The organism is Solibacillus sp. FSL R5-0449 (genome assembly GCF_037975215.1).
Taxonomy (GTDB): Bacteria; Bacillota; Bacilli; order Bacillales_A; family Planococcaceae; genus Solibacillus.
In genome coordinates, this window is record NZ_CP150239.1 from 636,903 (window position 1) to 663,107 (window position 26,205).

At 36.8% G+C, this 26,205-nt stretch carries 13 protein-coding genes; 9 read left to right on the forward strand and 4 right to left on the reverse strand.

The features are described from left to right. Window positions 1-83 precede the first annotated feature (83 nt). On the reverse strand, window positions 84-1,073 hold the full coding sequence (locus MKY27_RS03105) for a D-glycerate dehydrogenase (protein WP_339197631.1): 990 nt from the start codon (window positions 1,071-1,073) through the stop codon (window positions 84-86). A 226-nt stretch (window positions 1,074-1,299) separates the two neighbouring features. Between MKY27_RS03105 and MKY27_RS03110 the strand changes: the two genes are divergently transcribed. Then, window positions 1,300-2,637 carry an aspartate aminotransferase family protein gene (locus MKY27_RS03110; RefSeq protein ID WP_339197632.1) on the forward strand — a complete coding sequence of 446 codons (1,338 nt, stop codon included), beginning with the start codon at window positions 1,300-1,302 and terminating at the stop codon, window positions 2,635-2,637. 81 nt (window positions 2,638-2,718) lie between these two features. On the opposite strand, the gene MKY27_RS03115 is transcribed toward MKY27_RS03110, so the two are convergent. The 3 genes from MKY27_RS03115 to MKY27_RS03125 form a co-directional block, all read right to left on the reverse strand. Further along, window positions 2,719-4,194, reverse strand: coding sequence for an S-layer homology domain-containing protein (locus tag MKY27_RS03115; RefSeq protein WP_339197634.1), 1,476 nt, complete (start codon window positions 4,192-4,194; stop codon window positions 2,719-2,721). A 144-nt stretch (window positions 4,195-4,338) separates the two neighbouring features. Next, window positions 4,339-5,769: an HlyD family secretion protein gene (locus MKY27_RS03120; RefSeq protein ID WP_339197636.1), complete on the reverse strand. Its 1,431-nt coding sequence runs from the start codon at window positions 5,767-5,769 to the stop codon at window positions 4,339-4,341. Next, window positions 5,769-6,449, reverse strand: a complete 681-nt coding sequence (locus MKY27_RS03125; RefSeq protein WP_339197638.1) for an amino acid transporter — start codon at window positions 6,447-6,449, stop codon at window positions 5,769-5,771. Before MKY27_RS03125 ends, MKY27_RS03120 begins: the two co-directional genes overlap by 1 nt. 936 nt (window positions 6,450-7,385) lie before the next feature. Here MKY27_RS03125 and MKY27_RS03130 point away from each other — a divergent pair. The 8 genes from MKY27_RS03130 (at window position 7,386) to MKY27_RS03165 (ending at window position 26,029) form a co-directional block, all read left to right on the forward strand. After that, entirely contained in the window at window positions 7,386-10,100 is a 2,715-nt protein-coding gene (locus MKY27_RS03130; protein ID WP_339197640.1) for an S-layer homology domain-containing protein, read from the forward strand. A gap of 111 nt (window positions 10,101-10,211) precedes the next feature. Next, a complete protein-coding gene (locus MKY27_RS03135) occupies window positions 10,212-10,460 on the forward strand; it encodes a hypothetical protein (RefSeq protein ID WP_339197642.1) in 249 nt (82 codons plus the stop codon). 30 nt (window positions 10,461-10,490) lie between these two features. Continuing rightward, on the forward strand, window positions 10,491-13,265 hold the full coding sequence (locus MKY27_RS03140; protein ID WP_339197644.1) for an S-layer homology domain-containing protein: 2,775 nt from the start codon (window positions 10,491-10,493) through the stop codon (window positions 13,263-13,265). A gap of 163 nt (window positions 13,266-13,428) precedes the next feature. Then, on the forward strand, window positions 13,429-16,344 hold the full coding sequence (locus tag MKY27_RS03145; RefSeq protein WP_339197646.1) for an S-layer homology domain-containing protein: 2,916 nt from the start codon (window positions 13,429-13,431) through the stop codon (window positions 16,342-16,344). Between the two features lie 470 nt (window positions 16,345-16,814). After that, window positions 16,815-17,474, forward strand: a complete 660-nt coding sequence (locus MKY27_RS03150; RefSeq protein ID WP_339197648.1) for an S-layer homology domain-containing protein — start codon at window positions 16,815-16,817, stop codon at window positions 17,472-17,474. A 414-nt stretch (window positions 17,475-17,888) separates the two neighbouring features. Continuing rightward, the gene (locus MKY27_RS03155; RefSeq protein WP_339197650.1) at window positions 17,889-20,474 is read left to right on the forward strand and encodes an S-layer homology domain-containing protein; all 2,586 of its coding nucleotides are present in this window, start codon (window positions 17,889-17,891) and stop codon (window positions 20,472-20,474) included. 190 nt (window positions 20,475-20,664) lie between these two features. After that, window positions 20,665-24,714, forward strand: a complete 4,050-nt coding sequence (locus tag MKY27_RS03160) for a hypothetical protein (protein ID WP_339197651.1) — start codon at window positions 20,665-20,667, stop codon at window positions 24,712-24,714. 253 nt (window positions 24,715-24,967) lie between these two features. Further along, window positions 24,968-26,029, forward strand: coding sequence for an S-layer homology domain-containing protein (locus tag MKY27_RS03165; RefSeq protein WP_339197652.1), 1,062 nt, complete (start codon window positions 24,968-24,970; stop codon window positions 26,027-26,029). Window positions 26,030-26,205: the final 176 nt, after the last annotated feature.

Sequence of the window (26,205 nt, forward strand, 5' to 3'; positions counted from 1 at the left end):
GGAAGGGTCTGGTAACAATATGAAAAATGTATGAAAGATATTTGTTGATTTTATACACTATTATTCAGAATAAATTTAATGCTTTATTTGGCACTGTTCCAGTTAGGAAACGCTTCCGGATTAATTAGATTGGCCGGACGTTCTCCTGTTAAACCAGAAATCAAATTACTGTAAGCTGTTTTTGACATTTCTAATTCTGTTTCATAAGTTGACGAACCGATGTGAGGAGTAGTCACTACATTATCCAATTTTAATAACGGATTATCCGGATTAATTGGCTCCATTTGAAAAACATCCAGCGCTGCGCCATAAATTTCTTTATTTTCCAGTGCGAATATAAGAGCTTCTTCGTCGACCACATGACCTCTTGAGCCATTAATGAAAATACAGGTTTCTTTCATTAGTTTAAATTCTTTTTCACCGATTAAATGGTATGTTTCAGGGGATAACGGTGTCATTACGCAAACAAAATCCGCATTCTCCAATAAGAATTCCATACTACAATAATTAGCATTAAACTCATTTTCAATTTCGAAATTACGAGAACGGTTATGATAAAGTATGTCCATATCAAAACCAAGATGGGCCCTCTTTGCGATTTTGGTCCCAATTTTCCCCATACCGATTATCCCTAAAGTTTTTTTGTGGATATTTACTCCAAACATATTTGGAGGGAGGACATTAGTCCATTTACCTTCTTTCATATATCGATCCAATTTTGATATTCTTCTGGCGGCGGAAATCATTATCCCCATTATTAAATCTGCAGTCGTATCTTCTACAATTCCCGGTGTGTTGGTGGCAAGTATATTTCTCTTCGTCATTTCGCCGATATCTAAATTATTATAACCAGTTGACACATTCGAGACTATTTTAAGACTTGGTGCCTTGTCCAGCAAGTCTTTATCCACTGGTAGATCGAGTCCTATAATTCCTTCAGCCTGCTTAAGAGAATTGAGAAAAACGGTATTGTTTTTAGGATCAATGTTTTCAAAATACTCCACATCATAAATTGCAGAGAGCTTTTCTAAAACAGTACTGTCTAAACGATTATAAGCAATTATTTTTTTCATCTGGAAATCAGCTCCTAATAAATTTATTGGTTAGAAACTTTACCTTATAAATAATGAAGAAGTCAATATTATTTTCCTGAAGAATTTATGCTGTATCAGGTTCAATTTTTAATGTATACATACTGTCTAAATATCAAGAAAATATTTCATACATTAGTTAGAATGTTCTTTTAATAACGACAATCTATAATTATTTTAAATCCAATAAAAACTGGGGGGTAACAAGATGGAAACTAATTTAGTAGAAAGAGTATCTGTAGAAACATTAATTGAATGGGATAAAAAGCATGTATTGCATCCAAATACTTCTATTCCTCAACATCAAAAATTCGGACCGAGTATCATCTTTACAGAAGGAGAAGGCATTTATTTAAAGGATGTTCATGGAAATAAATATATTGATAGTTTATCGTGTCTATGGAATGTAAATATTGGACACGGACGTTCCGAGCTGGGGCAGGTAGCTTCTGATCAGTTAGCAAAACTAGGGTTTAGCTCGATTTTTTCAGCTCAAAGTCATGATTTAGTAATCCGTTTAGCGAAAAAAGTGGCTGAGTGGACTCCTGGTGATTTAAATACAACATTCTTTACTTCAGGTGGTTCAGAAGCTAACGATACAGCTTTTAAAACAGTCCGCAATTACTGGAAAATAAAAGGTCAGCCTGAGAAAACGAAAATAATTTCAAGAAATAAATCCTATCATGGTGTGGCAATGGGATCTACAAGCGCTACGGGGTTACCGGCGTTCAGAGATTTCACTACTTCTTTAGCTCCTAACTTCATTTATGTAGATTCTTCAATTAATGCATTAAAAGAGTTAATTGAAAAAGAGGGTGCGGAAACAATTGCCGCATTTATTTCTGAGCCTGTACAAGGTTCGGGTGGAGTGAATTTACCACCGGAAAATTATTTTAAAGAAGTAAGAAAAATCTGCGACGAGAATAATATTTTATTTATCGTTGATGAAGTCATTTGTGCTTTCGGTAGAACAGGAGAGAAATTTGGAATGGACTTGTTTGAAGTTGTTCCGGATATTATGTGTATTGCCAAAGGACTGACAAGCGGGTATGCACCACTAGGCGGCATGGTTATTAGCGATAAAATTAAAAATGAACTGGAAGAACATTCTCAAGGGATTTTTTACCATGGATATACGTACAGCGGACATCCTTTATGCAGTGCGATTGCTTTGAAGAACCTGGAAATCATCGAAAAAGAAGATTTGATCACGAATGTTAAAAACATGGGTGCTGAATTGCAAAAAGGCTTAAACTGGTTACAGGAGAAGCATGATTTGCTAGGAGAGGTGCGTGGGGTCGGTTTATTAGGCGCAATTGAAGTATTGAAAAATAAAGAAACAAAAGAACGATATGAAGACCGGGTTTCTCCAAAGGTTGTGGAAGAAGCATTCAAACGCGGACTGATTCTACGCAGTATTGTATACGGAGAACAGGATACGCTGGCATTTGCTCCACCGTTCATCATTACAAAACAAGAAGTGGAAACAATTATTTCGATTGTTGATGATTCCTTTATTACAGTGAAAAACAGCCTTGGTTTATAATTAGTTATTAATTTATAGAAAAGCATATAAAAAAGTATCCAGTCCCTTGTTCATCAAGAATAGGGGACTGGATTTATTAGTTTAATAGAAATTAATCGTAAAGTAAGGACTCTTTTTGCTGCTGTACTCCAAGCCTACAATGGCGTTTTTATAGGCAGGCTGTAATAAATTGTCCCGGTGTCCTTTACTGTTCATAAAGCCTTCATGTGCATAAATCACATTGTAGTGACCGTACGAAATATTTTCTCCCCAAGTACTAAGGTCGGATTTACTCATCCCACCGCTGATCATGCGGTCATATGGTGTTGTACCAGTAAGACCAGTATGAGAGAAATAGTTGTTATCGATCATATCTTTACTATGGTTACGTGCAATTGCTGCCCATTGCGGTGAATGTGTAAGCGGAGCAACACCTTCTGCAGCACGTGCCTGATTCATCAGCTCAACCATCAACTGTTCGGAATGCTTTTGCGTATTCGATATATCGCCGTAATAGCCATCTTTATTTATTTCATAGTCTTTATGGACATAAAGGATTGAGCGAATAGCATTCTTTTTATGAATATCATAGAAGAATGTTACATAATAGTCATCTATTAAATAGAAATTATATTCGTTGGAAGAAGGCGTATTGTAGATTACATTACCGCGACGCACATTTGCATTTTTTGTACCGTATTTCGCCTTTACATCACTTGCCGTATTTTTACCGATTTGAAGTTCTTGTGCAGCGAAGAAACTTTTCCCTTGTTTAGTCATGTATCGTGCAACTATCTTATCGTTGTCGACACCTTCTAATTCAAAGTCCAGATTTTTGCCTGTTTGTTTCCATGCAAAGTCATATTCACTATTGTATGTTGCTGCACCTGCATCCGGTTTTTCGGCAGGTGGAGGAGTTGGCTCGCTGATTACTTCACCTGTCGTTTTATAACTGAGTGCCCGATACAGGAATGTGGCCATTTGTGCGCTTGTCACATTGTTATTCGGTAAAAACTGATTGTTTTCATTGCCGGTCGTAATACCATGGCTTGCTAAAATATTTACATAGTCATAGTACCAGCTCGATTTTGAGACGTCTTTAAAGTTAACTATTGTACCGCCGTTTAATTTCAGGCTTTCTACTAAAATTTTTGATAGATGTGAGCGTTTTACTGGCTGATCCGGATTGAAGTTGCCGTATTCATCTCCATCAAAAATACCTGATTCATAGGCCCAAGTAATTTCTTGTGCAAAAGGAGTCGAATCCGTTACATCTTTAAACTTCCCGTTGTAAGAACGTTCTTTTGGAATGGCAAGGGCCGAATCGCTTGAAAGAACTTTCTGGAGAATTTTCGATGCCTCTGCGCGTGATACAGGTTTGCTGAAATTAAATTGATTGCCGGATTTATAATCATAAACATTTAAGCTATTTAAATATTGGATGGCTTCTGTATGGGAGTTGCTGCTGTTTTCAACATCATAAAAAGTCTTTTTTGCAAAGGCGTCATCGCCCGCCACAAACAATGCGGAAGCAAACAAAGTAGAAGCTATGAAACTTTTCGTTATTCTTTTTTTCATTCATCACGACTCCTTTATAGATAATTCTATTTTCCGTAACTATTATTTTTTTGTCTTTACCCGAATAGAAAAGCACTAAAACACGGAGTATGTATATATAATAAAACGGCAGGAAAGTAGAGTATGTTCCCGCCGTTTTATATTTTATTTAATTAAATACCATAGAGCATCTTTCCATGTCGCATCAACATAAGTCCATTCGAACGTACGTAATGGGTATGGTCGGAATGTAGGGGCGAACAGATTTTTTTCGTCACCGTCAATGAATATTTGCTGTGGTGCGATTGGAGCTGTAAATACTGCCGTATCCTCTAAACCCTCGTCCTTCTTAGCAGCATCCTCTTTTTTGGAATCTTCCAGCTCAACAGTTTGGATGCGCGGTTCAGTAACTACAGTATCTTCAAGTACTTCCTCTTCAATAGTTTCCTCAATCGGTTCGCCGTACATGAACTCTTCTTGCTGTATTTCAGCTTTATGCTTGAACAGTAGGTCAACAGGTTCTAATCTAGTTTTCCCATCTTCTCCGACTGTATAAATAAGGTTTACAGAATTGTCCTGTTCATATTTTACAAGCCAATCTTCATTTACTTGGAAGCTGTCATTTGCTTCAAACGTCGTAATTGACGCATCTGCAAGTATACCAATCGGTGTTTCCGTTAATTGATCAATTGGTTCGATACTAACTTCATAAACCGTATCGTCTGGCTTTACTTTATCGTTCTTTTTCATTTCATTGAACGCAATGGAATCACGTGCTGGAATTTGCTGTTTTTCCAGTACATCTCCATCAATGACCAGTTCGTCTTCTTTGCCTTCATTCAATAGAACAGAAGCCTTTTGACCGATTTCGATTTCCTTCCAGTCTTCATGTTCCACATAGGCAACGAATTTCTTTTCAAGTGATTGGATTTGGAAAATAATCGAATCGCCTTCAAGAACAATATCTTTAACGATTCCATCCACCGGTGTAGTTAAAGAATTATTGTTATTTAACTGAGATATCATACTGTCCAAAATACTGATTTGACGCTCTGTTTCCGCAATGGAACGTTGAATAATGGCAATACCTTCAGCTGTTGGCGTGTTTTGTTCAATACCAAGCTCCAGTGTTAAATTAATGTTCCAGTTTTCGTTGTCGCCAAGCGTTGTTGAATCGGTTGCAGTACTCGGTGAGGAATTACTGCTTTCGTACTGTAATTCCGAAACGATTCTTTCCAATTCCGATAGCTCGTTTTCATAAGCATCACGGTCCGTCTCAAGACGTGTAATTTCACGTTCAGCCTCTTCAGGTTTATAAATGGCCAGCTCTGTTAAGACGCTGACACTCTGTCCTTGTGTAACAAGAACTTCGCTTATCGATTGTACAGGGGCTGCGATGAAATGCTCCTGCTTCGCTGCCACCACTGCATCGGTTTCCAATATTTTTTCATGATAATCCGCTACGGCAAACTGCACATTATTAATATAGTAGTTTTTCATAATAATATCGTTGTCTTTTAATAGTAAATAACCATTCACTAAAACAAAAACTAAGGCAACAGCACTAAAAATTTTTACTTTTTTCGTCATACGCATTACAGACCAAGCCACCCTTCGATCCAAGTTAAAACAGGAAGAATGCTATATAACGCAACAAGCGATGCCAATACGATTTGAATAAGAATTAACTTAAACAGCAACGCTTTCGGGCGATCTGTCCAATTCGATAAAAATATGTATTGAATCCATACCGCAATGATTGATGCGACTGTCAGTTGATTCAGGAAGAACAATAAATATTCATGATAATAGACGTACGCCATCATAGGTGCCAATGAAAACATCGTGAACTGTGTAGAGTATCCTGCTATTGCAAAAATTATTACCGTCACCAGTTTTTCAAGAACAATGAAAAAGATCACATATAGCTGTATTTTTCGAATCCAGCCATAATCGATATTTGTCAGTAAATGAATTAAATATGTAATGACATAATAATGAATGATAAAAAATAAAATTCCTGCTAGAATCGCGCCGATTAATGACATCAGTCTGGCGAAACTATATAAATCCCCTTCACCATTTACAAGCAATGCAGTTAAATCCGTTGTATTCATCCCCCAGAAGTTACGGACGATAAAAAACAGTAGTGTAAAACCAAAAATAGCCAGCAAAACTTTCCGATACCCTATAAGTCTTTGATCTTCGCTACGTTCAATATTATGTATGAGTTGCGATGGGTTTGAAAGATGATGCCAAAACTTGTACTCGAACATAAATTCACCTCAATATTTTTATTAACATATTCTTATTACCCTTATTTAGAGTAAATAACACATATATTAACAGTGTATTAGAAAATATAATTTTATTATAAACCTTATCGCAAATTAAGTGTAAAAAGTATGTAAATTATGAGGAATAGTCTAGGTTAAGCGAGAGAGAAGTGTGACTTTTAGTTAAGTTTGGTGGGAAAAATATGGTATTCCACTTCGAAAAATCTTCAGGACCTAACTTGCGGTTTAAACTGATATCCATTAGCGGATCAACTGCTTACCAGATTGTAGTAAAGCAATTGTTGCTCATGCAATTATCAGAAAGATAAACAAGCCTTACCAGGACCAATATTTATATTTGTAACTTACAATAGGAAGAGCAATGAACGTAGAGAAGATTTTGGATTAGCTGAACTCTAAGTTGTCACCGTGCTAGCATACTGAAAGCTGCCCCTGTGAAAAGTCGTTGTTAGGGGAGCGACAGCCGAGGGAGTACTAATATAGAAGAATGTGAAGCTATCTCTAAAGTTTGAGATGGCTTTTTATGTCTATGTAGCGAGGATTAAATTTTTGAAACGTATTAAATATGAGGTAAAGAGAAAAATTGGAGTTAAGGTGTTATTTGTGGGATTTTTATACTAATTAGGAAATCATATAAGTGTTATTTTAAAGTTTAATGTTATAATTCTGAAAATAAAAATATTATATCTAAAAACTAATTATTACCATGTAAATAAGTTATTACCAAATAATATTACACAAAGTACTGATAAATAAGGTATTGGTAATACTGATGTTACAAGTGTAACTATATCCTAACTAAAATAACGTTGACATTAAAATATCTTACTAATATACTTATAATTGTTATCGTAATATACGAGACAACATTTACTAAAATGATAAAAAATTGTTTTATTTGGAGGAAATCATTCTATGGCTAACCAACCTAAGAAATATACTAAATTTGTAGCAACTGCTGCTACAGCTACTCTTGTAGCATCTGCAATCGTTCCTGTAGCTTCAGCTGCTGGTTTTTCTGATGTAGCAGACACTAACTCACACGCTGTGAACATTAACGCATTAGTTGACGCTGGTATTATCCAAGGATACCCAGACGGTACATTCAAACCAAACCAAGAATTAACTCGTGGTCAAGTTGTTAAAATGTTAGGTAAATGGGTAGAAGCTCAAGGTTTCGAAATCCCAGCTGACTATGCTACTAAAGCTCGTTTCAACGACATTAAAGTAGATGCTAAAGACCAAGAATTAGTAAAATATGCTGCATTAGTAGCTGATACTGGTGTATTCAACGGTTCTAACGGCGAATTAAACGCTTCTGGCAAAATCACTCGTGAAAACATGGCTTTAGTTTTAGACCGTGCTTTCAAAGCAATCAACGATACTACTTTAGTAGAATTAGCTGCTGAAATCGAAGACGTTAAAGTTGCTGACTTAACAACAGCTAAAGCTGAAGCTCGCGAAGCTATCCAAGCTTTACGTGACCTAGGTATTACTGTAGTTGAAAACTTCAACCCTAAAAACACAGTAACTCGTGGTCAATTCGCTTCATTCTTAAACAAAACAATCAACACTGATGCAGTTGTTGAATTAACTGTTAAAGAAGCGGTAGCAGTAGATGCTAACACTTTAAACGTTACTTTATCTGATGATTCTACTCATGTAGTAGCATTAGAAAAAGCTTTAGAAGCTAACGAAGCAACTAAAGTAACTTTCACAATCGACGGTAAAGAATATACTGCTACAGTAACTTTCAAAGTTGAAGCCCCAAAAGTAATGTCAGTTAACATCGTTGACGGCGTAACTGTTGAAGTAAAATTCAGTGAAGCAGTATTAAAATCAGATATTAACAACAAAGTATCAATTCAAGGTACAACTTTAGATACAGCTACATTATCTGAAGACGGCAAAACTTTAACTTTAAACTCTGCAACTGCAATCAACGTTAAAGATGCTGCAGTAGTAGTAGAACCAATCCGTACTGCTAAAGATCGTTTAGTGAAAACTGCTAAGTATGTTTCTGTAGTAACTTACAAAGACGAAGTTGCTCCAACAATCGCTTCAGTAAAAGCTACAACTAAAGGTAAAGCTACTGATACAGTAGTAGTTACATTATCTGAAAAAGCATCAATTGGTTCTGCAAAAATTAACGGTGTAGATGTTGCATCTGGAAAAATTACAGTTGACGGTAAAACTGTTACTTTAGAAGGTGTTACTGTTGAAGCTGGTAAATCTCACACTGTTGAGTTATTCAACGTTGTAGATACAGCTGGTAACAAAACAGTTAAAGCTTCAAAAGCATTTGAAGTAACTGTAGACACTGTTGCACCAACAGCTACAATCGAAGCAGCTGGCGACAACACAATTTTAGTAACTTTCGATAAATCAATGAATGTTGATTCTGTTAAAAATGCTTTAGTTAACGGTATTGTGAAAGATGAATTATTAGGTGCTGTAACAAGCGATACTGCAACTGTTGTTGAAAAATCTGACAACAAACAATTCTTAGTTGAATTAAAAGACAACACAATCTTTGCTAACAAAGATTCACGTACTTTCACTGTAGTATTAGGCGGTACAATGACTGACGCTTTAGGTAACAAATTTGCTGCTACTACAAAATCTGTAACATTAACAAAAGACGCTGTTAAACCAGTAGCTACTGGCTATGACATCATTGTTGATGAAGATGGTAAAGTAGAAGAAATCGTTGTAGAATTCAACGAAGCATTAGCTGAAAAATCTGGCATTAACTTCGGTTCAGTAGCAACTGTAGTAAACGCTGAAGGTAAAGTTGACTCTACATTAGATACTTTGACTGGTTCAGTGGAAAAAGGTTCTAAGAAAGTATCATTCAAGTTTGGTACTCCTGTATTAGTAGAAGGTAAATTAGCTGTAACATTCAACAAAGAGTTAGTTACAGACTTAGCATTAGCTGCAAATAAATCAGATGCATTCAATATGACATTTGATTTCGGTACTGCTAAAACTTCTACTGAGTTCGAAATGGCTGCAGGTGCATTCGATACAACAACTGCTGACACAATCGTAGTTACTTTCCCAGAAGCAGTAAAAGGTGGCGCAGTAGCAGGTTCTGCAACTGATTTAGCTAACTACACTTTAGACGGTAAAACTTTAACTGGTGCGACTATTACTATCTCTGCTGATAACAAAGTAGCAACAATTAAATTAGCTGAAGGTACAATTACTGCTGATAACAGCTCAGCTGTAATGAAAGTATCTAACGTTCAAAACTTAGCTGGTACAAAAACAGTTAAAGCTTATGAGCAAACAATCGCTGTTCAAGATACAAAAGCTCCAGAATTAACTTCTGCTGTAATTGTTGATAACGAAACTATCGAATTAACTTATAATGAAGCAGTTGAAGTTAACGGTACATTTGCTTCTGACTTCTCATTAATCGTTGATGGTCAAGTATCTTCAAAAACTTTAGCTTCTGCAACTCCAGTAGCTGGTAAAGATAACACATTACGTGTAACTCTATCTGCACCAATCAACTTCTCATTAGTAGATACTGTAGCTGTAAAAGTTATCGATAACGCATCTGTAACTGATAAAGGCGCACGTGCTAACGCTCAAAAATTAAACATCGAAGTAACAGCTAAATAATAGTAGTAATTTCGATTTTAGCTCCCTCTATTTAATAGAGGGAGCTTTTTTGTATGAAAATTTGTAAATTTACATAGAATTCTATACAATATTTACTATGGAGGGATTTTTATGCAATTCTTTAGTCAATTGAAAATAAATGGACTTCTTTTAGATGTTCAAGGCTATTTTCAAACGAAAATGAATATCCTGGAAGTTCATTGTATGGAAGTTATATCGCTGTTTAGAAATTGGAGATATGAAGAGATAATAGTTGAGGAATTAGCTTTTATCGATAAAGAACAAACTATTTATTTAGATAGCGTAAATCTAGTAATCTCCGAAGTTAGTCATAATCAAATAAAGTTTCTACATATATAAATAAGAGAATTAAAATTGGAGGCGTTACATATGAAAAAGCATTCTAAGTTTCTAGCATCTGCATCAGCAGCTGTTCTAGCAGCAACGGCAATCGTTCCTGTAGCTAGTGCGGCATCGTTTTCGGATATTAAAGGCAGTGGTCATGAGAACGCGATTACTATATTATCTGAGCAAGGCATTATCGGGGGGTATCCCGATGGAACATTTAAACCAAATCAAAATTTGACACGTTCAGATGTTGTAAAACTATTAGGGAAATATTTAGTTTCATTGGGACATGAAGTACCGGAAGATTATAAAACGAAAATGCGTTTCACAGATTTAACTGCCAAATCTCAGGACGAGTTATTGCAGTATGCGGCATTAGTGAAGGATGTTGGAGTATTCCAAGGAAGTAATGGTGCTTTAATGCACCGTGATCAGTTACGCCGTGACCAAATGGCAACGGTTTTAGTACGTGCATTTAAAGTAATCAATGAATATGATTATGTAGAAGCGATGAAAGAAACTGAATATAAATCAAACATTAGTGACTTAAACCGCACAACTGTAGAACATCAGGAGTCAATTGAAACACTGGCTTACTATGCAGTAACAAAGCAAAAGACATTCAATCCGAAAGATCCGACAAAGCGCGGTCAGTTCGCTACTTTCCTTTATAATATGCTACAAATTGAAGTGCCGACGCCTGAACCCGAAAAACCAGTTTTAACAGTTAAAACAGTAGAAGTACAGGCTGCAGACAAATTGCGTGTAACGCTTTCTGATGATAAGGCTTATATTGTGACATTAAAAACACCTTTAGTGGAGAATGTTGAAACTGAAGTTACTTTTGAAGTTGGGGAACAGACGTTCACAACAAAAGTGAAATTCGAAGTGCCGGATCTGAAGGTATCTTCTGTTACAAATCCCAATGGGGGTCAAGTTGCAATCACATTCAATCAGCCTGTAAAGCTGGGAACTGAGTTAAATACTGCAGCCATTAATAAATTGGTGGCGGTTACGGGTGTCGATCGTCTTGGACAAGTACAATTGTCAAAAGGACAGTTAAGTGAAGATAAACGCACATTGACGGTGACTATTAATGCAACAGCTGGACTTGAAGGACGCTACCGTGTTGTTGTGGATGGCATTGAATCAGCAACATCAAAAAAGCTTATTAAATATGATGATATCGCAACTTTCTTACCTGATAAGACATCTCCGGGCGTATTAAAGGTAGAAAATGTATCGGCTACTAAAGTAAAAGTGATTTTTACAGAACCAGTTACAAATCCGATTGGGGTTACGCAATTTAAATTAGCAAATGGTACCGTTGTATCAGGTATTCAAGGAACAATTGAAAAAAACGCAACAGAAGTTATTTATGATCTATCGGCTGCTACTGCTAAAGGGCAGATTTTAGCACCAGGCACAGCGATTACGGTCACATTTGGAACACTTATTGATATTTCAAATAACTTATCTTCACCAAATCCTTTAACTACGTATATTACAAAAGGGGATAAGGATGGGGTTGTACCAACATTAACGAATGTTACACAATTAGGAGCTAAAAAATTTAAGTTAACATTCTCTGAAGAAGTACGTACAATCGTACCGGCAGATATCACAATCGCTCAAAATACGTATTCACCGGGAATTACTAGTATTATAAAAGATAAAGATGATGTCAATTCCTATATTGTTACGACAAGTGGTTCATTAAACGGCTATACAACAATTTCAACGACACCTGGAAAATATATTACTGATGTTTCTGGAGAAGTAAACGTATTCTCAACAGCTTACAACTTTGTTGCTGATACAACAATCCCGTCTGTTGTCAGTACGAATGTTGTAAAAGATAAAGGAATTGAATATTTAGAATTTACATTTGACCGCAATGTAGAAACAGCAGCCTTTGCGCAAGTGACACTAACGGGCAGCTATATTTTAAACGGATACACGTATCCATTAAAGGATTCTTTAGTAGGGCAGCTTGAAAAATCAGCAACGAATGACAAAACAATCCGTGTTCGTCTAAGTACATTAACTGGGCTGACAGCAAATTCCGGCTACACATATTCAGTTGGCGCTACATTTACAGGGGTAACGAGTGAATATGGGCAAGCGGTAAACCCGGCCTACCAAGTGAATTTTGTGCGTGGTTCGGATTTTGCGCAAAATGAGGAAAAGCTTTCTGTATTAAGTGTGGAAACGTCATATAATGCAAGACAAGGTACAGTAATTGATAATAAAACAATTGTTATAACGTTCTCGACATATGTAGATGGTGTTACGGCATCAAACCTGCAAAACTATGTATTGGACGGTATGACAATCCAGCGTGCTGTAGTAAATCATAATGAACCTCATAAAGTTTATTTAACGGTCAAAGAAGGGGATATTGCTTACCCACGAGGAACAAATTTGACAATCAGTAATCTACGGGCGTTAAATTCAATTGTAACGATGGAACCAAAAACAGAATTGGTTTATTTAAATGAAAATGTCGCACCGCAATATGTGTATCATAATATTACTGGTACTGATACGATCATCCTTTCATTTAATGAGTCTGTTAAAAATGCTTTAAATCATTCGTTTGAAGTAAAAGTGGGCGATTTAGCTGTGCCGATTTCACAAATTTATTCAACTGGTACAAATAATGAACAAGTTGCAATTCGATTAGCTCAACCGTTAAAATCAAACCAAGTTGTCACTGTTTCACAAACTGCGACTTCGACAGTTAGTGATCTAGCAAATAATAAACTTGTTTTCTCACCACTTCAGTTTACTGTTCCTACGAATATCAATTACTAATAATTGGAGCATATCTATTTCGATAGATATGCTTTTTTATGTTTTTATAATACTTTATAGTCATTTTCTCTAAAATATGTTTATATTCAGATAATTAGTGGAAATGCATAGGTTGTAGGTATGGGAATTACTAAATGTTTTACAAACTAGGAGGTTAATAAAGATGCAGAAAAAGTACAAGAAGTTTTTGACGACGGCGGCTACTACAACATTGGTAGCATCAGCCATTGTTCCGGCAGCAAGTGCGGCAAGTTTTTCGGATACAGCGGGAAATACTCACGAACTGGCAATTGAATCACTCGTAAGCCAAGGCATCATTTCAGGATATCCGGATGGCACATTTAAACCGAATCGTACATTGACGCGATCGGATGTTGTAAAACTATTAGGGAAATACTTAGTATCTCAAGGTTATAAAATACCTTCAGATTATAAAACAAATATGCGCTTTTCAGACTTGCGCAGCACATCACAGGACGAACTATTGCAATATGCGGCATTAGTAAAAGACAACGGTGTATTTAACGGAAGTAACGGAAACCTGTTACCTGCAGACCCGATTACACGTGAAAATATGGCGGTTGTTTTAGTGCGCGCTTATACGAATATTAAAAACTTTGACTTCCTTGGACATATTTTGAATCAAAATTTCAATGAGGATGTCATTGATTATAATAGAGCAAAGGCTGAGGCACGTTCTGCGATTAGAGTTTTAGATTACTATAATGTAACGGGCGTTCCTAACTTCAATCCGAAAGGGAACACAACACGCGGGCAGTTCTCTTCATTCCTGTATAAAATGCTTCAAATTTCTGTGCCGGGCGAAGGGCTAAAAGCGATTGAAGTAGTTGATGCATCAACATTGAAAGTCACGCTTACGGACAATACAGAACATACGGTGAAATTGGATACACCATTGGAAGCCGGGAAGGAAACGCCTGTTAAGTTTACGATTAACGGTAAAGAGTATTCAACTTCTGTCACATATAATGTTGCATTAACAGTAAAAACAGCAGAAGCTACTGCGGCAAATAAATTGAAAGTTACATTAAGCGACAACTCCGAGCATGAAGTAACTTTAGAGAATAATCTTCCTGAAAATGAGGAAACAACAGTTGAATTTAAAATTGACGGTAAAGATTATTCGGCAAAAGTAACATATGTCGTGACGGAAGTGAAAGTCGCATCTGTGAAAGCGCTTAATGCAGGACAAATTGAAGTGAAATTCAATCAAAGAGTAGATTTGCCTGCGAGTTTAACATCTGCACAATTGGCAAACTATGTGACAGTTTCGGGTGTGGACAATAATGGCGTCACACTTTCAAGAGGACAGTTAAGCGAAGATGGCCGTACTTTGACAATCTCTACAAACGGGGCTGCAGCTTTATCAGGACGCTATCTTGTAAAAGTAAATAATGTGAAAAATGCAGCGGGAACAACAGTTACTCCATATGATGATGTTGTCAATTTCGGTACAGATACTGTGGCACCGACATTGATCAGTACAGTAAACCGAGACGCAAAAACAGTTCGCGTTACATTCTCTGAGCCTTTGCGTGCATTTAGTAACAGCAGTATTACATTCAGACTAGCAAATGGCACGAATGTAACGGGCATTACCGGTGAAATTGCAGCGGGTGCTACTTATGCAGACTTTGATTTATCAAATGCGATGGTAAATGGTCAGCCATTAGCGGCAAATACTGCAGTTACAGCAACCTTTGCAGGACTGCGTGATATTGCAGGTAACTTCAGTACACCCAACCCGTTAACGACAAGCTTTGCAATGGGCGGAGCTGATGGAGTTAAACCAACGTTAACAAGTATTTCACAAACAGGTCCGAAGACATTCAGACTGACATTCTCCGAGCGAATTCAAAAACCGGCAATCGGTGATCTGGAGTTACGTTTAGGTAATTCGGCAAATGCGATTACGGCAATTGATGCAGTTCCGGGCGATGACCGTTCATTTATCGTTACTGCTACAAATGATTTATCCGGTGTCTATAATATTGGTACAGCAGCCGGTAAAACAATTACCGATATTTCAGGTGAAACGAATACATTCATGACGACACATTCATTCTCACTGGATACAGTTGCACCTGAAGTGACATCAACTTCTGTAACACGAGAAGGGAATTTCGAGTATTTAAATATTACACTCAATAAACCAGTAGATTTAGTGAATGCTTCTCGTATTACTGCTTCCGGTAACTATGTTAAAGGTGGCGTTACACATACATTTAATGGTACCGCAACAGCGTTAGAGTATCGGGAGAACGGCAATCGTACTGTAGTGCGCGTGAAACTGGACGATTTACTAGGTACTGGGGACGCTGATAATGCAACGTACAATGTGACGTTATCATTCACAGAAGTAGATAGTGCATATGGTGTGAATACAGCAAATAAAGCAGTCACTTTCCAACGTACATCGGATTACTCTAATAATGAAAATGTACTGACAGCGCCTACTGTTACTACTTCAGTGGCGGATTCAACACTAACGAACAATCAAGTGCGATTGAAGTTTAACCATGTATTGGATGCACCTTCAGCATCTGTTGCGAGCAATTACTCGATTCCAAATGCCAGAATTACGAATGCTCAAGTTCCAAGTGATGCATTGGATACAGTTATTCTGACATTGGCGCCGAATGAAACAACAACAACTGGCCCACGTGAATTAACGATTAGAAATGTTAGAGCGAAAGATTCAGTTGCGGCTCAGCCAAATATAACGACTGAAGTCAATTTGAAGGAAAATATTCGCCCGGTCTTAAACTCCGCTGAATTTACAGCTGCTAACCAAATCGAGTTTACTTTTAGCGAGAATGTAAGCGGTCTTGATACAGATTCATTTGTAATTGTAAATGCTGCAGGAGCAACGGTAGGCATTGCATCAGTAGCGGGATCGACGACAGACAATAAAGTAACGGTTACTTTAGCATCGAATCAAACAGTAAATACATCTGTTACGATTACAGCAGGTGCAGGAATTGAAGATGTAGTTGATGAAGCAGGAAATGCGGTTGTTCACCCGTTCACTTTATCACCAACATTAACAACAAACTAGATTTGGGTGGGGCATACATGCGTAATGGCGTGTATGCCTTTCTAGTTTTCTAATAAGAGTGGTTAATTTTCTAATAAACATGAAAAAGTTCTAATAAGTTGTCCGTTTTCTAATAAAAAGTTACTTTCTTCTAATAAGAATGCTTGATCTTCAAATATCTCTATTGAAAGTTCAAATAAGTGAGTCAGAACTTCTAATATAGATGCTAACTGTTCTAATAAAGTTTATAGAGCGACTTAATTAGCCTTATTATGGCGTAGATGTAGTTGAATTTTATTGCAAATATATCAAATTTCTAATATAAGTTATGGAAGTGCTAATAAAGTGTATAAATCATCTAATATAATCAAAATTCTTTCTAATAAAATGACGTAAATTTAAAGAGAGGCCCTCTGTAAGTAATCATCTACATAAAAAGATAAACTATTGTATAATTATACTAACCAGTTTAAGAGGAAGGATTGAAATAAATGAAGAGATATTTCTATGGCTCAATACTTATTGCAGCATTTGTCATTATTTCAAGTGTTATAGGAAGTAGTCATTCAGTACAGGCAGCTACAAATCCGTTTACCGATGTAAAAGAAACAAATTCCCATGCAAACGCAATCGTAACCTTATATAATGAAGGAATTATTACAGGTGTAACGAGCAAAACTTACGAGCCGGGTAAATCGGCAACACGTGGGGATGCGGCATTATATTTAGCAAATGCATTAAACCTGCAAAATAGTACTGCGTCCAATCCAGGGTTCAAAGACGTTCCAACATCAAGCAAATATTACAAGGCTATCGCTGCATTAAATAAAGCAGGTGTTGTGAACGGCTATGGTGATGAATTCCGTCCGAACGCTACATTGACTCGCTCCCAGTTGGCGAAGATGTTAACGATGGGCTTTGAGTTGGAGCAATCTACTACTGCAAAAACGAAATTTACCGATGTTAATAAGTTAACGGATACTGCAACAAAGAAATACATTCAAACATTAGTAGATTACGGGATTACGAAAGGTACGACAGCTACTACATTCAGCCCGAATATGAAATTAACGCGCGCCCAGTTAGCAACATTTTTATATAATGCGATTGAAGCAACTTCAGATGACTTTATCGTAATTGGAGTAGAATAGCTTTTTGTGCACTTGAGTCTTTTATAGGGCTCAAGTGTTTTCTTTTGAGATAAAGAGGTAAGTGGGATAGAAAAAGTAGAATATTTATCGAAAGAATTAGAAATTTTGTGCCTGAAAGTAGAAATTCAGTGTGAATATGTAGAAAATCCTCACCTAAAAGTAGAACCTTTTTTTCGAAATGTAGAACTATAAAGTGCAAAAGTAGAATCGCATTTCCACAGACGAGAATATCAAAATTTTAATAAAGAAATACCTACTAAAGAAAGCGAGAATTACCATCGCTTCACGACAAGTGGCGTGCTACACTTAATTTGAATATTACTATTCTATTAAAAGTTGTACATTGCAGTGAAATATATGGCGATATTCGGTATAATTTATACGTTATTGAAATAAAAGGAGGGAATCTGTCGAATGTTGAAAATAAGATCAGCACTGTTAGCCTCGCTACTATTTATATCCACAGCGCTACCAACCGCAACGTATGCAAATGTACAAGGCACAGTTGAAGCTGAAAATCCAACAGTACAAAATTCAACCACTACTACGACTCAAACTACGGATCCCGGTAATAATCCGATAGTTCAAGAGGAAACGGTTACAAATGAACAGGAAGCGGAATCTACTTCTGCCGACAAAAATGCTGAACAGACAACAACACCTGCTCAGCCAGAAGAACCACAGACAGAAACATCTCCGGAAAACGAAGAATCAGTAGAGCAAGATTCTCCGGCAAATACTGAACAGCCTGCAACTGATGCAGAACAAAATGAAGTATCAGAACAAAATGAAGTGTCAGAACAGCCCGCTAATCAGCCGCTATCAGGCGAGAAGTTAACGGTTAAGCAGAAACTTGCGGATGTACCGGATAGTTTCTGGGCAAAAAATGAAGTAATGCAGCTTGTGGAGATGGGCGTAATCGGTGGTTATCCGGATGCACAGTTCCGACCAAACCTTAACATTAACCGTGGTCAGGCAGCAAACTTGTTTAAAGGTGCATTAAAGCTTCCGGACGGTAAGTATCAAAATAAGTTTTCAGATGTAAGTACGAAATCTAGCTTTTTACAAGGTGTGTTTTCTACATATGAAGCTGGTATTTTTGGTGGTAAACCAGACGGACGTTTCGGTGTAGCGGATGCGTTAACACGTGAACAAATGGCAACGACTTTAGTGCGTGCATTTGATTTGAAAGACACAGGTAAAGAACTGACATTTAAAGACTGGAATAAAATCAGTGAGTCACACCGCGAAAATGTTAAAATTTTAGCGCAGCACGGAATCACAACTGGGCGTGAAGACGGCACTTTTGATCCGAAAGCAACGGTTAACCGTGTGACATTCTCGGTAATGCTTCACCGTGCCCTTGTCGCGACAAATCAAATTGCGAAAAACGAATATAAAGTACAAGCAGCGGAAGTATCCAGTAATTTTAAAAACAATCGTGAAGAAATGAACTTTGCACAAGTAACTTCTGATGCAAACCCGCTATACCTGCGTTCAACAGCAGCGATTGTATTTAAAGGCACAACAACTGAAACTTTCGGTGTTGCAAAAGATACTGTTTATAATTATGCAGTCGGCAACCAAGGCGCAACAGTAAAAGTAACGGTGCGTGCATTGGAAAACGGCGATGATTTTGTATTTACAACATTAGCAAACAAAGGGAAATCAAAGCTGACTGTGGATCTATTCCAGAAAGCATCGAACGTAACGAATTTCCGTCTATACCGTTATGATCGTTTCCCGATCGAAAAAAATTCAGCCGATGTATTTGGATATGATTCTTCTTCATACCCTACTGGATTATTACGCATTATGGCGAACGAAAAGCTGGCGACAGATCGTATGGTCGGACAGGCATATCGTTCAAAACAATTAACTCAAAGCTATAAAGATACTGGCGGTACAAGTTATATGCGTGACTTGGAATCTGAGTACGAAGCTTATTCACAAGCATGGCTTGGCGAAGATTTATTCAGCTACTATACACTCGTTTCTAACGGGAACGACATTGTTGATACTTGGTATATGGATTCAAATGAGCGTTTATTTGAAACAGATGAAAATATGAATGGCTGGATGCTTGAAACAGCGCTTAACTATAAAAAACGTAACAACTGGTACACAGCTGAAGGTCCATACAATAAAATGGCGACAACGACAGAACCAATGCCAAAATCTTACCAAGGGTTCGGGCGTAATCTATTGTTGGTAAAAGAAGACCGCGCACTTGTTTTATTTAAGGAACAGGGCGACCGTTATTTTGCCAACTTAGTGAAAAACTCGTTCATTAACTTGAATAAGTTTAAAGGCGATGCGACTTACTGGAAGACTGAAGTAACAAGTACGTATTTGAAAAACCTATTTGGCATTACAGCACCGTTTATCGATACGCGCTTTAATGAGCAGATTGCGTTATTCTACTATAATTCCGGTGCAGAGTTTAATATGCCGAATTATAAAGAACCGTTACGTAATTATGCAGATCTTTTAGCATCGCGAAAACAGGCAGGGCATGTAATTGGTGTGGCAAAAGATGCTTATTACATTTCGGATTACTTCCCTGTGAATCAGCAGGTGACAACACATGCATCGATGAACCATGTACTTGGTGGGATGAATGTTCTGTTGTTGGCATATAAAGAATTCCAGGATCCTAAATATTTAGAAGCGGCAAAATCAATTAGCCATGCATTACAAATTGAGAAGAACAAGTGGATCCGTTCAAACGGAGATATCTGGTACCGCGTAAATCCAAAAGGTGAATTTGCCGGTGATGATTATCAGCACTTAACGCTCGAAGACTTGATCAACGCTTATAAAAACTGGAAAGATGTAGATCCATCACAATTACCGGTATTTGAAGAGATGCTGATTTCAAAAGCGAATTATTTATCGAAAAACCGTTTAGGTCACACATACAAAATTAAAAATGGTCTGGAAGAAATCGGCATGTCCGAGTATTTACCGGAAGGCAAATTATATACAGACGCATTATAATGAACAACGCTGTCTAGAAAGTGTAAAAACTTTTTAGGCAGTTTTTTTGTTGTAGAAGTTTTTTTCATTGTTAAATTTGGCAAAGCTAATATTATCCAGATAAACTAACAAACTGTGAGAATATGCCGATAATTATCCTATGAATAGAAACAATATATGAAGTACTACCCATGAAGGAAGGGATAAAACGATGAAGAAAAACTTGAAGGTTGGTTTGATGGCGGGGCTTTTAATTACTCCCGCAATCGTTGCTCAGGCTGGTGAGGCAGCAGCGAACGAAATACCGACTCCCGTTAATGCCGAGCTTACTGCAGAGGAATTTTTGAAAGGTTTTAAAACAGCCAATGAAGAATCATCGATAGCAGTAATTACTCAAGATAGAACAATCTATAATAAATTCAAAGATAATGAATCCTATGCGGATATCATGCCGCTAATTGATGCGAAACTGACATATTTAGAAAAGTACATTCAGTTAAAGCAGGATGCCGAAGAAGTAAAAATTTTAATTTCCAAACTTACAACTGTCAATAATAATTTAGTTGAAGATAGAAAAGTAGCGGAGGAGGCACTTGAAAAATTAAATGAGGATTTAGACAATGCCAATAGTGAGCTAAGTAATTCTATAACAGGTGATGCAGGTACATTTTTAGAGACATTACTGTATTACGGTAAAAGTGATGAAAACGATGAAAAAAACTTCATCAATAAATACGTTACTGAAACTTCTATTAAATTTCTTGAATCATTGGAGACACAAACGGAAGCTATCGAACAATTTATAGAAGAAAATATTAGCCCGATCACGTCATTAACAAGCGAAGGCATGTTAAGTAAGGAAAGCTACATAGATCTTGTTGTTAAAGCGCGGAATGAATTTAATAATATAACGGACCTTGCCTTGAAAAACCTATTGAAAATTCAATTAGTGGAAAATAATATTGGTCTTGAACAATTCATCAAAAATGCAGAATCGGATATCAAAAAAGCACAATCGGTAGAAGATAAAATTAAAAATTTAGTAGAAAATCCACCTACCGCATCAACGTTTAATTCCAAAGTTAATACACTTGTAACTGAATATGAACAATTAACAGAATTACAGAAGAAATTAGTATCTAATGCGGATGATTTACAGCCTTATGAAAGTGTCTTAATTGTCGTAAATGAGATTATTAGAATTTCAAAATTATCAGTGTACACAGAAGAGTTCCGTGAACAAGCAATAAAAGTAGGTGAACTTTATGATGCACTTGATCCGCTTAATACACGCTTGGTTGTAAACTTTGATAAATTGTTTGAAATGCAACAGGCTATTGAAAATGCCAAAAAAGTCGAACTAGAAATCTCGAAAATTAATCAGGCTGCATTTGAAGAGAAAAGCACAATCGTTGCAGATGCAAGAGCAGCTTATAATGCATTACCGAGTAAAGATCGTAAATATGTATTAAAAGAATTAACAGATTTACTTTCATCATGGGAAAAGTCTACTGCAACAGCAGCAACAATCAATAAACAAATCGAAGCGATTAAAACAGATGTATTTGTGAATATGAATGATGAAAAACAGACAGATTCGAAAAAGCGTTCAACTACGACATCATTTATAACAAAGGTTCGAACTGCAGAATCTTCTTATGCAAAAATTAAAGAAAATGAGCAGCAAAAAGCTTTAGTTACTAAAAGAGAGATTCTCGAGGCATTTATTCCAATTGTGAATATTGCAGATAAAGTAATTAATTTGAATGTATCAAGCACTACCTATGCAAAGGATTTAGAAGAAGCGGAAGATGAATTGAACAAGTGGGGTTCTTACAAAAATGCTATCCCTTCAAGCGATGCAGGAAATATTGAAAAGCTTTATCAATTTTTAACGACCTATTTGCAATTGCAAAAACAGGAGCAATCTGTTGCTGCTCAACTGGAAGCTGATATTTTAACATTCCAAAATGCTGAAACGATTGATTTACAGCAAATTAGTGCAGCTCGTGAAAAATATAATTCATTATCTTCAAATGCCAAGCGTTTAGTAAAAAATATAAAAACGTTAACAGAAATTGAAAAGGCCAATAAAACAGCATTAAATGCGATTCAGGCTATCGATAAAATTGACGTAAATGCAAAGGATTTTACACGTAAAACGACTACTGCCGAAACGTCTTTCAACAAACTGACAGAGCCAATGAAAACGAATGTCTATAATAAAGCCAAACTGGATGATTTTTTACCTATTGCAAAGTTAATGATAGAAATTGATGCAATACGTACGACTGCAAAAGATTTTAAAGAGAAATTATCAACTGCACAGAATAAGTTTATAGAATTCTTAAAAGGATACACAGCACCAGAAAATCCTAAAACAGATTTAGATGTTATTAAATCGAAATTACAAACTGAATACGGTGAAAAGCTGGATGGTTTCAATCAAGTTGTCAGTACTGCATTTTCTATCGAGCAAAGAATTGATGCACTGCAAACAAAATCAGGTGAAGCGTTCATCACTGATTTAGCAGAAGTCTCTGCTGCATACAAGAATCTTGATTCCGCAACGAAACGCAATGTCAGCAATGCCAAAGTTTTAACAGGCCTTGAACGGGACTACAAAGCATCATTGAAAGTAATCAATCTTATTGAAAAGCTGCCTGTTCACACAGACCGTAATTATTCTTCAAAAGTAGCTGCTGCTCAAAAAGCATATGAACGGTTAACCGATAAGCAAAAACAGGATGTATATAATTATAGCTCTAAGCTGAGCAAAATTTTAAAAGTTGCGGATTTAATCAACCGGATAGAAAAACTGCGTGTCGGTTCCAAAACATATGAGGCGGATGTTGCGGCAATACGTGCTGAATATGCAGCACTCTCTGCTCAAGAGCAACAACTCGTGCATAATATTACGAAGCTTGCTACTGCAGAACAAGGTGTTTCAAATGCGAAGCAGGTAATGGCATTAATTGAAATAGCAATACCTACTGCAGATGGATATATTCAAAAACTGGTAGATGCACGAAACAGTTATGACAGCCTTGATAAAGCTGAACAGCGATTAGTAACGAACTATAAAGATTTAACAACCCGCGAGCGCGGTGTAAAACCGGTATTGAAGCTGGATAATAATATTTTAGCGTTGGATCCATCGAATGCACGTACATTTATTTCAAAGTATAAATCAGCTGAGAAAGCATATGAAAAACTGACGATGTCAGAACGCTCACTGCTCATCAACAGTGAAAAGTTATTAGGAGATCTTTCGACAATTTATAATGTAGTAAATGCGATCAATTCAATTAAGCCATCGAGCAAAACGTTTGTAGAAGAGACAGCAGCAGCAAGAGCATTGTATAATACACTGCCGTCTGAATTAGCTGCACAAGTGTCGAACCTAAAGACATTGCAGGAACACGAACTGAATGTGGAGGGCGGCGCAAAAGTAGATGCGATGATTCGCGCATTAAATGCAGCACCGGCAAATGAATTTATCGCTAAAATTAAAGAGGCGCGCGAAGCCTATAAATCATTAAGCTCGGCTAACAAAAAAGGTGTGACACTCGAATCTGAACTAAAAGAGCAAGAAAAGTATATTAAGCCGATTGAAGCTGCGATTAAAGCAATTGATGGCTTAAGCAATCCCAAAAATGATTTGAGCCGTCAATTTAATACTGTCAATAATGCTTTGAAAAAATTGGATGACAAACAAAAAGAGTACGTGACAAATATGGATCAATATTCGAATTTATCGAGTGTAATTCATGTTTATACATTGATTGATAGTTTAAAACCAAGCGACAAGTACTATCAGGGGAATATGGAAGCAGCAAAGCTGGCATATGATAAGTTGTCAGAAGCGGAAAAACTGAAGGTCACAAACTATTACAAGTTGCAGCAGGGTGTACTCGATATGACGGAAGTCCAAAAGGTGACGTCGATTATTGCTTCATTAAATGCTACATCTAGCAGTTTTGAAACAGATGTAACTAATGCAGTAGCAGCATATAAAGCACTTCCTTCCGGTTCCAAGCGCCAAGTACTGAACTACTCTGTTCTTCAGCAAGCCGAAAAGGATTTAAAGGCAGCAGAGCGTGTCGTGAAGCAAATAGAAGATCTTGATTCAACTTTAAGAACATATGCTTCAAGAGCGAAATCTGCGAAAACAGCTTATGATCGCCTGACAATCGAACAAAAATCTTTAGTGAAAAATTACAATAAACTGCAGGCCGCTATTTTTGAATTAGGGTTGTAATTTTATTGGAAATACGATAATTTAATTACTGTACCCCAAAAGGTAGAATGGAAAATCTGCCTTTTGGGGTATTTTTTAGTGTAAACTTAGATTAAAGAAAACCGTGTATTTATAGAAGATGCGAATGATTTCTATCGAATTTGGTATGAAAATTCTATTTCGTGGCTTTTAAGTTAGTTGCCAAGATTTATGTTCAAAGAAAAGTAATGATTCCATTGTATAATAATAGAAATGGACTGATAGGGGGGGTTTGATGAAACGAGTTTTAATTATGGGGTCCATCATTGCGTGTTTATTACATGCACCATCTTCAGAGGCATATGCAAAAACGTCTCCAACTTTCACCGATGTGAAAAGTACGTATTGGGCGGCACCCGTAATATATGAGCTAGTTGAAAAAGGATATATGGAAGGCTATACAGATGGTACATTCAAACCAAACAGTACGACGACTCGTGCTGAAGCCGCTAGTATTATCGCAAGAACGATGGGCATACCATTAACGACTGATTTTGTACCGAATTTTACGGATGTTCCTACAGATCACCGTTATTATAAAGAGATTTGTAAACTGGCAGAATTGGGGATAATTCAAAACGCGAGTGAGTTTCATCCTGAAGCCCCTTTAAAGCGTGCACATATTTCAAAAATGATCGCCCTTGCCTATGCGGTTGAAGTGGATCAGAAAAATAAGACATCCTTTAAGGATTTGCCAAAAAACTATTGGGCAAAAGACTATATTGAATCACTGGCGGATGTTGAAATTGTAAAAGGGAAGACAGCGAAAACCTTTGAACCGAATGAATTTGTTACCCGTGCGCATGTAGCTGCACTTACAATGCGCGGAATGGAGTTCAAGGATAAAGTTAAAAATTTAGATATAGTATACGATTTTTTACAAAAGGATTATATTGATACAGTAAATCATCATATACAGTGGGAGAAAAAAATATTGGAGCTTGTAAACAAGGAACGGGCTGCTAAAGGCCTTTCACCACTTCAACAAGACAAGAAGTTAACACAAATCGCCATCATTAAAGTGAAGGATATGCTGAAACGCAATTACTTCGAACATAATTCACCGTTTTATGGCAACCCTTGGGACTTGGCGACGTTATTTGATTATGAATATACAAGCTATGGAGAAAATTTAGCCCGAAACTTCGAGTCACCGGAAACTACGGTTAAAGCTTGGATGGCTTCACCGAAACATCGCGATAATATTTTAAAAGCTGTATATACACATATGGGCATCGGTATTGAGAAGTCGAAAAATGGAAAATATTATGTAGTTCAACACTTTTCTAGTAAATAAACTGGTAAATACTAGTGCCTTACATTACAGTAATGTTACAAGTTTTATTTCAATAATATAAAAATTCTACAAAAAACACCAAATCTCCGCGTAAATATAGAGATTTGGTGTTTTTTGTTTTTATATCGAAATACTAGAAACTGTTACACAAGTGAAAAGTAATATCACAAATATAT

Bases quoted from the DNA above. Each gene is read 5' to 3' on its own strand.
- MKY27_RS03115 (WP_339197634.1), bottom strand. From the start codon at position 4,194: ATGAAAAAAAGAATAACGAAAAGTTTCATAGCTTCTACTTTGTTTGCT.
- MKY27_RS03155 (WP_339197650.1), top strand. From the start codon at position 17,889: ATGTTGAAAATAAGATCAGCACTGTTAGCCTCGCTACTATTTATATCC.
- MKY27_RS03110 (WP_339197632.1), top strand. From the start codon at position 1,300: ATGGAAACTAATTTAGTAGAAAGAGTATCTGTAGAAACATTAATTGAA.
- MKY27_RS03120 (WP_339197636.1), bottom strand. From the start codon at position 5,769: ATGCGTATGACGAAAAAAGTAAAAATTTTTAGTGCTGTTGCCTTAGTT.
- MKY27_RS03140 (WP_339197644.1), top strand. From the start codon at position 10,491: ATGAAAAAGCATTCTAAGTTTCTAGCATCTGCATCAGCAGCTGTTCTA.
- MKY27_RS03150 (WP_339197648.1), top strand. From the start codon at position 16,815: ATGAAGAGATATTTCTATGGCTCAATACTTATTGCAGCATTTGTCATT.
- MKY27_RS03135 (WP_339197642.1), top strand. From the start codon at position 10,212: ATGCAATTCTTTAGTCAATTGAAAATAAATGGACTTCTTTTAGATGTT.
- MKY27_RS03145 (WP_339197646.1), top strand. From the start codon at position 13,429: ATGCAGAAAAAGTACAAGAAGTTTTTGACGACGGCGGCTACTACAACA.
- MKY27_RS03165 (WP_339197652.1), top strand. From the start codon at position 24,968: ATGAAACGAGTTTTAATTATGGGGTCCATCATTGCGTGTTTATTACAT.
- MKY27_RS03130 (WP_339197640.1), top strand. From the start codon at position 7,386: ATGGCTAACCAACCTAAGAAATATACTAAATTTGTAGCAACTGCTGCT.
- MKY27_RS03160 (WP_339197651.1), top strand. From the start codon at position 20,665: ATGAAGAAAAACTTGAAGGTTGGTTTGATGGCGGGGCTTTTAATTACT.
- MKY27_RS03105 (WP_339197631.1), bottom strand. From the start codon at position 1,073: ATGAAAAAAATAATTGCTTATAATCGTTTAGACAGTACTGTTTTAGAA.
- MKY27_RS03125 (WP_339197638.1), bottom strand. From the start codon at position 6,449: ATGTTCGAGTACAAGTTTTGGCATCATCTTTCAAACCCATCGCAACTC.